14 protein-coding genes are annotated in these 11,700 nt (G+C 36.0%); all 14 read left to right on the top strand.

Features of this window, described 5'->3' with window-relative positions; all coding sequences use genetic code 11:
- Positions 1–12: 12 nt before the first annotated feature.
- The 14 genes from atpA to CSUIS_RS06485 all read left to right on the top strand — a co-directional run bounded on the left by atpA (position 13) and on the right by CSUIS_RS06485 (position 11,696).
- On the top strand, positions 13–1,530 hold the full coding sequence (gene atpA / locus CSUIS_RS06550; RefSeq protein WP_086237894.1) for a F0F1 ATP synthase subunit alpha: 1,518 nt from the start codon (positions 13–15) through the stop codon (positions 1,528–1,530).
- A 9-nt stretch (positions 1,531–1,539) separates the two neighbouring features.
- Positions 1,540–2,427 carry an ATP synthase F1 subunit gamma gene (gene atpG / locus CSUIS_RS06545; RefSeq protein ID WP_086237895.1) on the top strand — a complete coding sequence of 296 codons (888 nt, stop codon included), beginning with the start codon at positions 1,540–1,542 and terminating at the stop codon, positions 2,425–2,427.
- Between the two features lie 17 nt (positions 2,428–2,444).
- A complete protein-coding gene (atpD, locus tag CSUIS_RS06540; RefSeq protein WP_086298061.1) occupies positions 2,445–3,842 on the top strand; it encodes a F0F1 ATP synthase subunit beta in 1,398 nt (465 codons plus the stop codon).
- A 16-nt stretch (positions 3,843–3,858) separates the two neighbouring features.
- A complete protein-coding gene (gene atpC / locus CSUIS_RS06535; protein WP_086237897.1) occupies positions 3,859–4,248 on the top strand; it encodes an ATP synthase F1 subunit epsilon in 390 nt (129 codons plus the stop codon).
- Complete coding sequence (locus tag CSUIS_RS06530; RefSeq protein WP_086237898.1) at positions 4,249–4,818, top strand: MotA/TolQ/ExbB proton channel family protein; 570 nt, start codon at positions 4,249–4,251, stop codon at positions 4,816–4,818. It begins immediately after the preceding gene.
- Entirely contained in the window at positions 4,819–5,211 is a 393-nt protein-coding gene (locus CSUIS_RS06525; protein WP_086237899.1) for a biopolymer transporter ExbD, read from the top strand.
- Positions 5,211–5,990 (top strand): TonB C-terminal domain-containing protein, encoded by a 780-nt coding sequence (locus tag CSUIS_RS06520; protein ID WP_086298058.1) that lies wholly within the window; start codon positions 5,211–5,213, stop codon positions 5,988–5,990. Before CSUIS_RS06525 ends, CSUIS_RS06520 begins: the two co-directional genes overlap by 1 nt.
- On the top strand, positions 5,987–7,243 hold the full coding sequence (gene tolB, locus CSUIS_RS06515; protein WP_086298055.1) for a Tol-Pal system protein TolB: 1,257 nt from the start codon (positions 5,987–5,989) through the stop codon (positions 7,241–7,243). The genes CSUIS_RS06520 and tolB overlap by 4 nt, the downstream gene beginning before the upstream one ends.
- A gap of 75 nt (positions 7,244–7,318) precedes the next feature.
- Positions 7,319–7,804: an OmpA family protein gene (locus CSUIS_RS06510; RefSeq protein ID WP_086237902.1), complete on the top strand. Its 486-nt coding sequence runs from the start codon at positions 7,319–7,321 to the stop codon at positions 7,802–7,804.
- A gap of 14 nt (positions 7,805–7,818) precedes the next feature.
- The gene (locus tag CSUIS_RS06505) at positions 7,819–8,706 is read left to right on the top strand and encodes a tetratricopeptide repeat protein (protein ID WP_086237903.1); all 888 of its coding nucleotides are present in this window, start codon (positions 7,819–7,821) and stop codon (positions 8,704–8,706) included.
- A 16-nt stretch (positions 8,707–8,722) separates the two neighbouring features.
- Positions 8,723–9,352: an FKBP-type peptidyl-prolyl cis-trans isomerase gene (locus CSUIS_RS06500; protein ID WP_086237904.1), complete on the top strand. Its 630-nt coding sequence runs from the start codon at positions 8,723–8,725 to the stop codon at positions 9,350–9,352.
- A 9-nt stretch (positions 9,353–9,361) separates the two neighbouring features.
- Positions 9,362–10,273, top strand: coding sequence for an ACP S-malonyltransferase (gene fabD / locus CSUIS_RS06495; protein WP_086298050.1), 912 nt, complete (start codon positions 9,362–9,364; stop codon positions 10,271–10,273).
- The gene (locus CSUIS_RS06490) at positions 10,270–10,956 is read left to right on the top strand and encodes a 5'-methylthioadenosine/adenosylhomocysteine nucleosidase (protein ID WP_086242554.1); all 687 of its coding nucleotides are present in this window, start codon (positions 10,270–10,272) and stop codon (positions 10,954–10,956) included. Before fabD ends, CSUIS_RS06490 begins: the two co-directional genes overlap by 4 nt.
- Positions 10,953–11,696, top strand: coding sequence for a tRNA 2-thiocytidine biosynthesis TtcA family protein (locus CSUIS_RS06485; RefSeq protein WP_086237907.1), 744 nt, complete (start codon positions 10,953–10,955; stop codon positions 11,694–11,696). Before CSUIS_RS06490 ends, CSUIS_RS06485 begins: the two co-directional genes overlap by 4 nt.
- The last annotated feature ends 4 nt before the right edge of the window (positions 11,697–11,700 follow it).

Genomic DNA, 11,700 nt, shown 5'->3' with positions numbered 1-11,700 from the left:
AGGAGTAAAAGCGTGAGTGTTAAGTTAAAAGCTGATGAGATTAGCAGTATCATCAAAGAACGCATAGAAAACTTTGATCTTAGCGTTAATATTGAAGAGACTGGCAAAGTTATATCAGTCGCAGATGGTGTGGCAAATGTTTATGGTCTTAAGAATGTCATGGCTGGCGAGATGGTTGAATTTGAAAATGGTCAAAAAGGTATGGCATTAAACCTAGAAGAGAGCAGTGTAGGGGTTGTTGTCTTAGGTAGTTGTAATGATATTAAAGAAGGAAGTAGCGTAAAGAGACTTGCTAGACTTCTTAGAGTGCCAGTTGGTGATGCGTTAATTGGTCGTGTTGTAAATGCTCTTGGCGAACCAATAGATGGCAAAGGTGCTATCGATGCTACAGAAAGTAGATTTATCGAAGAAAAAGCCAAAGGAATTATGGCTAGAAAATCTGTCCATGAGCCGCTACAAACAGGTATTAAAGCTATTGATGGTCTTGTGCCAATTGGTAGAGGTCAAAGGGAGCTTATTATTGGAGACCGCCAAACTGGTAAAACTACAGTCGCTACTGATACAATCATTAATCAAAAAGGTCAAGATGTTATATGTATTTATGTAGCTATCGGTCAAAAGCAATCAACCGTAGCACAAGTTGTCAAAAAGCTTGAAGAGTATGGTGCTATGGATTATACAATTGTTGTAAATGCAAGTGCAAGCGATGCAGCAGCCTTACAATATCTAGCTCCATATGCAGGTGTAACAATGGGAGAGTATTTCCGTGATAACTCTCGCCACGCTCTTATCATCTATGATGATTTAAGCAAACACGCTGTGGCTTATCGTGAGATGTCGCTTATCCTTCGCCGCCCACCAGGTCGCGAGGCTTATCCAGGAGATGTATTTTATCTACACTCAAGACTACTTGAAAGAGCAAGTAAGCTAAGTGATAAGCTAGGAGCAGGAAGCTTAACAGCTTTACCTATTATCGAAACTCAAGCAGGCGATGTTTCGGCTTATATCCCAACAAATGTTATCTCCATTACAGATGGTCAAATTTTCCTTGAGAGCGATCTATTTAACTCAGGTATCCGCCCAGCTATCAATGTTGGTCTATCTGTATCCCGTGTTGGCGGTGCAGCACAGATAAAAGCTATCAAAAAAGTCTCTGGAACGCTAAGACTTGATCTAGCTCAATATAGGGAACTTCAAGCATTTGCTCAATTTGCAAGTGATCTTGATGAGAGCAGTAGAAAGCAACTTGAAAGAGGTCAAAGAATGGTTGAAGTGTTAAAACAACCACCATATAGCCCACTTCCAGTTGAAAATCAAGTTGTTATTATATTTGCAGGTAGTAATGGATATTTAGATGATATTCCAGTATCGGCAGTTACTAAATTTGAAGCTGAGCTCTATCCGTATATTGAGGCTAAATACCCAGATATTTTTGAGCAAATTCGTAACAAAAAAGCACTTGATAAAGATATTGAAGAAGCACTAGATAAAGCATTAAATGAATTTAAAGCAATATTTAGCGCTGAATAAGGCTAAAATATGTCAAATTTAAAGGATATTAAAAGAAAGATTAAGAGCGTTCAAAATACGCAAAAGACTACAAAGGCGATGAAGCTAGTCTCTACTGCTAAACTCAAAAAAGCAGAAGAGGCAGCTCGCCATTCGCGTGTTTATGCTCTAAAGATCAATGAGGTCTTAAGCGAGATTGCTTACGAAATTAATAAATTTAAGATCGTTGGTGAAGGAAATAAATTTTTTGACACAGAGGCCAAGCTAGAGAAAGTTGATATAATTTTTGTTACTGCTGATAAGGGTCTTTGTGGTGGTTTTAATATCGCAACTATCAAAACAATAAGAAATATGATAGATGAGTATAAGGCTAAAAAAATCAAAGTTCGCTTAAGGGCTGTGGGTAAAAAAGGTATTGAATTTTTCAATTTTCAAGGTATTGAAATTTTAGAAAGTTATCGCGGTGTTAGCTCAGCACCTACATATGAAAAAGCTCAAGAGGTGATAAGAGCAGCTATTAATGATTTTACATCTGGTGTAACTGATAAGGTTGTATTAGTTCATAATGGTTATAAAAATATGATCTCTCAAGAGATTAGGGTTAATACCATAGTGCCAGTTGAACCTCCAAAAATTCAAGATGATAATCAAAATGACTCATTGATGGATTTTGAGCCAGAGCATGATGATAGAATACTTGATGAGCTTATGAGAAAATATTTTGAGTATAGTATGTATTATGCTCTTATAGACTCTTTGGCTGCTGAACATAGTGCTAGAATGCAAGCTATGGATAATGCCACAAATAACGCAAAAGAGAGAGTAAGAGAGTTAAATCTTGCTTATAATAAGGCAAGACAAGAAAGCATTACAACAGAGCTTATAGAGATTATAAGTGGCGTTGAGAGTATGAAGTAAATTTATAAGGAGTGATGATGAAAGGTGTAATTAGCCAAGTTATGGGTCCTGTAGTTGATGTTGATTTCACAGACTACTTGCCTAAAATTAACGAAGCTATTGAAGTAAATTTTACTGTTGAAGGCAATAGACATAGATTAGTATTAGAGACTGCTGCACATCTTGGCGATAATAGAGTAAGAACAATTGCTATGGATATGAGCGAAGGTCTTACTCGCGGTTTAGAAGCTACAGCTCTTGGTACGCCTATTAGTGTTCCAGTTGGCGAAAAGGTTTTGGGTAGAATTTTTAATGTTGTAGGCGACTTAATAGATGAGGGTACTGAAGAAAATTTTGATAAAAAATGGTCTATTCATAGAGATCCACCACCATTTGAAGAGCAAAGCACAAAGAGTGAAATTTTTGAAACTGGTATTAAAGTAGTTGATCTTTTAGCCCCATATGCAAAAGGTGGTAAAGTAGGGCTATTTGGTGGTGCTGGTGTTGGCAAAACGGTTATTATAATGGAGCTTATCCATAATGTAGCGTTTAAACATAGCGGTTACTCTGTATTTGCTGGTGTTGGTGAAAGAACAAGAGAGGGTAATGACCTTTATAATGAGATGAAAGAATCTGGTGTTTTAGATAAAGTTGCCCTATGCTATGGACAGATGAATGAGCCACCAGGGGCAAGAAATCGTATAGCACTTACTGGTCTTACAATGGCTGAGTATTTCCGTGATGAGATGGGGCTAGATGTTCTTATGTTTATTGATAATATCTTTAGATTTTCTCAATCAGGCTCAGAGATGTCAGCACTTCTTGGGCGTATTCCTAGTGCTGTTGGTTATCAGCCTACGCTAGCTAGTGAGATGGGGAAACTTCAAGAGAGAATTACATCGACTAAAAAAGGCTCAATCACATCTGTTCAAGCTGTATATGTGCCAGCTGATGACCTTACTGACCCAGCACCGGCTACTGTTTTTGCTCACCTTGATGCCACAACAGTTCTTAATCGTGCCATTGCTGAAAAAGGTATCTATCCAGCGGTTGATCCACTAGATTCAACTTCAAGAATGCTTGATCCGCAAATTTTAGGCGAAGAGCACTATAAAATTGCTCGTGGTGTTCAAGCTGTGCTTCAAAAATACAAAGATTTACAAGATATTATTGCGATTCTTGGTATGGATGAGCTTAGCGAAGAAGATAAACTTACAGTTGATAGAGCTAGAAAGATAGAAAAATACCTATCTCAACCATTCTTCGTAGCTGAAGTTTTCACAGGTAGCCCTGGTAAATATGTAAGCCTTGAAGAGACAATTGCAGGGTTTAAAGGTATTTTAGAGGGTAAATATGACCACCTACCAGAAAATGCGTTCTATATGGTAGGAAATATTGATGAGGCGATCGCTAAAGCTGAAAAAATGAAAGCGTAAGCCAAAAGGAAGCTATATGAATACAATACATTTAGAAATAGTCACCCCAGAAGGGCTAATATTTTCTAATGATGCTAAAATGGTAGTCCTTCCTGGTAGCGATGGTGAATTTGGTGTTTTGCCAGGTCATGCTTCTTTAGTTTCACTACTTCAAATTGGAGTAGTGGATATTGAGAATTTAGATGGAAGTCATGATGCCGTTGCTATTGATTGGGGTTATGCTAAGATTGATAAGAATAAAATTACTATTTTGGTTGATGGTGCTGTGTATGTAAGCGGTAATAGTGAGAGCGATATTGCCAAATCTATAGAAAATGCTAAAAATCTTGTTAGAAAAATGCATGATAGTAATGGAATTTTAGCTACTGCATTGGCTAAGATAGAGAACTCTGCAAGGGTTAGATAAGTGGAATCTATAGAGCTTTTTATAAGTTATCTATCTAAAAGTAGTTTAGTGACAATCATTGTCCTTTCATGGTTGTCGCTATATTTTATTATTAGTTTTACAATTTTATTCTCACGATATAGTGGCCTTAATAACTGGATTAAGAGAGAAAAACAAGCTTTAGAAGCTATCTTGCTTGGCAAAAGGCTTGAGACTACTGACTCATCTTTAAACAAGTGTTCGCAAGACAATTTAAGTAAAGAGCGTTTAGAGGTTTTTATCTCATTAGCTCAAACCAATTCTACTAGCGGCTTAACAACTCTATCTATAATAGCATCTACCTCGCCATTTATTGGTTTGTTTGGAACGGTTATTAGCATACTAGAGACATTTGCAGCACTTGGTCAAGGTGGAGGCTCGGCCTCTTTATCTGTGATTGCACCAGCAATTTCTGAAGCTCTTGTCGCTACTGGTTGTGGAATTTTTGTAGCGATTCCTGCTTATAGTTTTAATCTCTTAATAAAGCGTAAAGCTTATGAGCTAATAAGCCTTATTCAAAGAGAATCAAATTTATTGCTTAGTAGTAAATAGATGATAAATTTTGATGAAAATCCAGAGCTAAATATAACACCTTTGGTTGATATTATGCTGGTTTTGTTAGCTATTTTGATGGTTACAACTCCAGCTATTATCTATGAAGAGCAAATTACTTTACCAGATGGCTCAAAGTCTAAAGCACTATCTCAAGAGATTAAGAGCTTAACAGTTAGAATAGATCACCAAAGACAGGTATATATAGATCAGTCTAAAATGTCTTTAAATGAGTTAGGCGATAATCTAATCTTAATATCTAAAAAATATGATAAAAATTCTCCAGTATATATCAAGGCTGATAAGAGACTAATTTATGATGATGTGATGTTTGTTTTAAAGAGTATGAAAAATGCAGGTTTTTCTAAGGTTGCTTTAGAGACAAATGGCTGATGAGTAGTAAATTTGGTATCTCATATAATACTACAACTGCTTTTTGGCTTTCAGTAGTTTTATATCTTTTTATTATATTTTTTATATTTTTCAAGCTTAGTAGATATGAAGAGAGTATAAAATATACAAATGATTTAGATGCTTTTATGGATGTTTATGTAGTTGATACAAATTTAGCTCAAAATATAGTATCGCCAGAGCAAAAAGATAAAAAAATAGATGAGAAAAAAGTAGAAGATGAGATGCAATCTCCTACACAAATAGCACAAAAAACAACAAATAAAGATCTCCCACCCCCAGAGCCAGATAAGCCAAATTTAAATTTCAGCGATCTTTTTAGCCAAGCTGCACCTATAGAAATTACACCAAATACAACCCAAGCTATCCAAAGTAATGCTAAAAGCGATTTAGAAACAAATTTAAAAACCGCAGCTGATATTATCGCTTCTTTACAAAAAGATATAAATACTAAAGCTCCAAAATCATCTATGACAGGGGTGTATAATAAATATATGGGAGATATAGTTGAGATTATCCAAAGCAGATGGATTGCATATAGAGCCGATACAAATAATCAAGCAAAAGTAAAAGTCATTATAGATGAATTTGGAAAATTAAGCTATAGTATCGATGAGTATTCACTAAATAGTGCTTTTAATAGTAAGGTGCGAGAGTATTTAGAACGCCTAAAGGATTTGGAATTTCCAATCCCGCCTAGTAAAAACAGCATAGTGATAAATGTAAATTTAATTGATCAAATAGAAACGGAGTTAGAGTGAAAAAGCTATTTTTGTTGTTAATTATCTGCTTGGGATTATCCGCTGCAGATGCTACCATAGATGTAGTAAATAAGGGGCTTGTGCTACCTAAGATTATAGTCCAAGATGCTACAACTGATTTTGCTAATAGAGCAATGCAAGATAAATTTTTTAAGCTTGTTGTTGGTGATTTAAAGGTTGGATCGGCATTTGAGGTATCTGATAGGTATTATACTAGCAAATTTGATGATAGTGCGATAATAAGTGCTGATGAGAGAGCTGATCTTATATATAGATATGCTTTGACACAGCTAGGAGATAGGGTAAATTTAAAGCTTAAAGTCCTTAATGTAAAGACAAATAAGGAACATTTTAGCAGTGAATATACCCAAAGTGCTGATAAATTTGTATTTTTAGCACACAAAAGTATGGTTGATATGGCTAGAAATTTAAATTTACCACCTATAGATTGGATGGATAAATCCATAATATTCTCTCAATACACAGCCCCTGGAAAGAGTAATATTGTGGTTGCTGATTACACGCTTACATATCAAAAAGTCGTAGTAAGCGGCGGATTAAATATATTTCCTAAATGGGCCAATAAAGACCAAAGTGCATTCTACTACACTTCATATATCAAATCAGTCCCAACCTTATATAAATTTGATCTAAAAAGCAACAACAAGAGCAAAATTCTTCAAAGTGGCGGAATGATAGTAGCAAGCGATGTTAGCCAAGATGGCACTAAACTCCTTCTAACCATGGCTCCAAATGACCAAAGTGACATATATCTATATGATATTATAAGCAAAAATTTAAAAAGAATTACCACATTTAGCGGAATTGATGTCAATGGTAATTTTGTAGATAATGATACAAAAGTGGTATTTGTAAGTGATAGATTGGGGTATCCTAACATATTTGCTACTAGTATAGATGGTGGGGCGGTTGAACAGATGGTATTTCATGGCAAGAATAACAACTCAATTAGCACTTTTGAAAACTATGTAGTCTATTCTAGTCGAGAAAGTATTAATGAGTATGCTCAAAAAACATTTAATCTCTATTTAATCTCTACTAAAAGTGACTATGTAAGACAGCTTACTGCTGGCGGAGTAAATACATATCCTAGATTTTCTAGCGATGGGGGGAGTATTATTTTTATCAAAAGCCTAGGGGTTAGTAGTGCAGTTGGGATTATAAGAGTTAATGAAAATCGTAGTTTTCAGTTTCCATTAAGAATTGGAAAGCTTCAATCAATTGATTGGTAAAAACCATTATTTTATATCTTAAATTCCAAATAATTATGATATAATATAGCCCAAATTTTCAATAAAAGGAATAAAATGAAAAAGTTAGTTTTAGTTTCGACTGTTGCTGCGGCTCTATTTATGGCTGGTTGTAGCTCAAAATCTCCAGAGGTAGATATGAGTGCAGATGCAAATAAGGCTGGCCAACAAGGCGCTATGAGCGATGCTGAGAGATTAAACTCGCTACAAGCTCAAGTTCAAAATGTATATTTTGATTTCGATAAATTTAATATCCGCCCAGATATGCAAAGTAGAATTAATCAAAACGCTTCTATATTTAATCAAGCTGGTAATTTTAAAATCATGATAGAAGGCAACTGCGATGAATGGGGTAGCGATGAGTATAACTATGCTCTAGGTGTAAAAAGAGCAAAAGCTGGAAAAGATGCTCTAATAGCTCAAGGTATAGCAGCTGATAGAATCGAAATCACAAGTAATGGCGAGAGCAAACCTGTATGTACTGACAAAACAAAAGATTGCGATGCTCAAAATCGTCGTGATGAATTTAGATTGCTTCCATAATTTAAAATCAATATATGAAAAAAATATTTTATTTTGCAGCCATTGTGGCTGCAACTTCTATGTTTGCTGAAGTTTCAGTATTTGATGCAGGTAATATAAATAAAGAGAATCCATATGGTCTTACTGAGAATGAAAAAGTCTTGCTAAATAATAAAAAAAAAGTAGATAGACTAGACCAAAATATCGGCTCTATGCAATCTGATGTATCATTAGTCCAAGAGAATATTGAGGGCGTTAAGAGTCTTTTAGATGGTATAAATAAGAGAATTTTGGCTATAGAGACTAGGGTAAATGAGTTAGAAAATAATCTAAATTTACAAAAGACTACAAGCACTAAAGATATTGCAAATTTAAAATCACAGATTAAGGCAAATCAAGCCCAACAAGATAAAGATATTAAAAAGATCACAACAGCACTTAGTGAGCTAACTTCTCTTATTAGTAGTAAGAGTGTTGAAACCACAGATGCTAAATCTACAAATTCAGAGTCTAATGATAAAAAGAGTGATACTAAAGAAAAGAGATCAGATAGTCTTAAACTAGATGATATGCCTGGGGCTGAAGTGCTTGCTATGGCAGATAAAGCCTATAAATCTAAAGAGTATTTAAAGGCTAGTGAGTGCTTTGAGCATTTGATTAAAAAGAACTATAAACCAGCTTATTCAAATTTTATGCTTGGGGAGATTTCATATTTTAATAAAGATTACAAATCTGCCATACCATATTATGAAAAGAGTGTTGCGATAAGCCAAAAGGGCAATTATATGCCAAAGCTTTTATATCATACGGCTATTAGTTTTGATAAGATAGGGGATACCAAAAGTGCTAATAAATTTTATAAAGCACTAAAACAAGCATACCCAGATAGCCAAGAAGCTAAGACGGCACCTGATAGAAAATAAATTTTAGGAGAGAGTTATGTCAAAAGTTATAAAGATGTTTTACGAGCTTAAAGATGCTAGTAGTGGCGAGATTTTAGAGTCAAATATCGGCGGTCAAGAGATCGCTTTTGTAAGTGGTAAAAACCAAGTTTTAGAAGCTTTAGAAAGCGGAGTTATAAATTTAAGCGTAGGCCAGAAGGCTACTATTAAAATCCTAGCTAGTGAGGGTGTGGGCGAGTATGATGAAAACGCTCTTCAAACCTTGCCTAAAGAGCAGTTTGCTGGTATTGATTTAAAAGTCGGTATGGAGCTTTTTGGCGAGGGTGAAGATGGCAGCACTGTTAGAGTAAGCGTCAAAGCCATTGGCGAAAATGATGTTACTGTGGATTTTAACCACCCATATGCTGGTAGGGATTTGGAATTTAATGTTCAAATTACAGAAAATAGGGACGCTGATGCTGATGAGGAGCTAACAGGCGTTGTAGCTATGCCTCATGTGTGTGGTTGCGGTGGTCATGATCATGGACATGGACATCACCATAGCCATGGTGGTTGCGGTAGTCATGGCGGTGGCTGTGGTAGCCATCATCACGATGATAGCGATGAGTGTTGTAATGGTGCTCACCACGATGAAAATGGTGGCGGCTGCTGCGGCAAACACCACTAAGAGTTTGATATGAGAGTTGGGTTTATTTTTCCAGGTCAAGGCTCACAAAGCGTTGGTATGGGGCAAGAGATATATGGCGAGTTTAAGGCTGCTAAAGAGCTATTAGATAGTGCTAGTGAGTATTGTGATATTGATTTTAAATCACTGTTATTTGAAGAAAATGATAAGCTAGGTCAGTCTGAATTTACTCAACCAGCTATCGTGCTAAATTCGCTAATGTGCTTTGAAGCACTTAAACATAGCTTGGATTTACAAGCACAAATTAGCTTTGGTCACTCTTTGGGTGAGTTTAGCGCTCTTAGCGTAAGTGGCGCTATTAAGCCACTTGAAGTTATTAAATTGGTAAATTTGCGTGGTAAATTTATGATGCAAGATTGTTTAGGCATTGGTGCTGGAATGATGGTTGTGCTAGGTCTTAGCAATGAAAAAGTAGAAGAGATTTGTAAAAATAGCAATAGACAAATTTGGCCAGCAAACTACAATTGCGATGGTCAAATCGTGGTAGCTGGTATTAGAAGTGATCTTGAGTTAAGTGCGGGTGAGTTTAAATCTGCTGGGGCTAAGAGAGCTATGCTGCTTGATATGAGCGTAGCAAGCCATTGCCCACTTCTTCAAAATGCTAGCATTAAGCTTGCTAATGAGCTAGAGGGTCTATTGAGTGATGAGTTTTCGCCGGTGGTTTCAAATGTAACTGCTAAGATCTACTCTACTAAAAAAGAGGCCTTAGAGCTATTAAAGCTACAATTAGTTAGTCCAGTGCTATATCAAAATAGTGTTGAAAATTATGCTAATAGCGTTGATTGTTTTATTGAATTTGGTGCGAGTGTGCTAAAGGGAATGAATAAAAAAATCTGCGATAAACCAACATACAGCATTACGAATTTAAGCTCACTTAAGGAAACTTTAGAGGCTTTAAGATGAAGATTGCCATACTTGGAGCTATGAGCGAGGAGATCGAGCTTTTGCTAGGAGCAGTTGGCGAATATGATAAGATTGATTATGCTAAAAATCTATTTTATAAAGTTAATTATTTTGGTCATGATCTCGTGATAGCCTACTCTAAAATTGGCAAAGTAAATGCGGCCTTAACTGCTGCTATTTTGATAGAGAAATTTGGCTGTGAGAAGCTGATATTTACCGGTGTGGCTGGGGCTTTAAATGAGAATTTAAAAATAGGGGATATGCTCTATACCACCAGCACCGCTCAGCATGATTTGGATATAACGGCTTTTGGTCATCCGCATGGGTATGTGCCTGGGATTAATATTTTTGAAAATAGCGATGATATGCTAAATGATGTCGCTAAAAAGGTAGCTGACTCTTTGGGTGTGAATTTGCTTAGTGGGGTGGTGGCTACTGGGGATCAATTTATCTGTAATGATGATAAAAAAGAGTGGATAAAATCAACCTTTCAAGCTGACGCAGTAGAGATGGAAGGAGCTAGTGTAGCTCAGGTTTGTGCTGCTCTTGGGGTTGGATTTTGCATGCTTAGGGCTATTAGCGATGAAGCTGGTGGCAAAGCGGAGATTGACTTTGATAAATTTCTAATAGAAGCTGCTGATAAATCTGCTAAATTTGTCTTAGAAATGGTAAAAAATATATGATAGAATTAAGCAAAAAGCTAATTAGACAAGTCGGTCAAACTAATGCTAAGTATAAAATGTTTGAAAAGGGCGATAGAATTTTGCTAGGTTTAAGCGGTGGTAAAGATAGTTTAAGCTTAGCTCACATTCTTAAGCATTTTCAAAATGTTACACCAGATAAATTTGAATTCCAAGCAGTAACCCTTAGCTATGGAATGGGTGAGAATTACGACTATCTTACTAGGCATTGCGAGGATCATGGGATTAAGCATAGTGTGATTGATAGCTCTATATTTGAAATTAGCAAGGATAAAATTCGTAAAAACTCAAGCTTTTGTAGCTTTTTTAGTCGTATGAGGCGTGGGTATCTATATACTTATGCTTTGGCTAATGGGTTTAATAAGCTTGCTATTGGTCATCATTTAGATGATGCGGTTGAGAGCTTTTTTATGAATTTTACATATAATGGAGCATTAAGAACCTTAGCGCCAAAATACACGGCTAAAAATGGCTTAGTGGTTATAAGACCGCTTATTAATGTGCGTGAGCGTCAATTGCGTGATAATGCTATTAGAAATGAGCTTAAAGTAATTGGCGATGAGGCTTGTCCGGCTATGAGATTTGATGTCAAAATGCCACACGCTAGAGCTGAGACTAAAGAGCTTTTAGCATCCCTTGAAAAGCAAAATCCAAAGCTATTTGTGAGTTTGCAAGCGGCTTTTGAAAATATACATTTGGATACATTTTTTAAGGTTGATTAATTTA

The sequence above is a fragment of the Campylobacter porcelli genome (assembly GCF_002139855.1).
In the GTDB taxonomy this organism is placed as follows: domain Bacteria; phylum Campylobacterota; class Campylobacteria; order Campylobacterales; family Campylobacteraceae; genus Campylobacter; species Campylobacter porcelli.
Note: the sequence above shows the minus strand (reverse complement) of the source record. Positions and strands in the feature narration are given on the sequence as shown.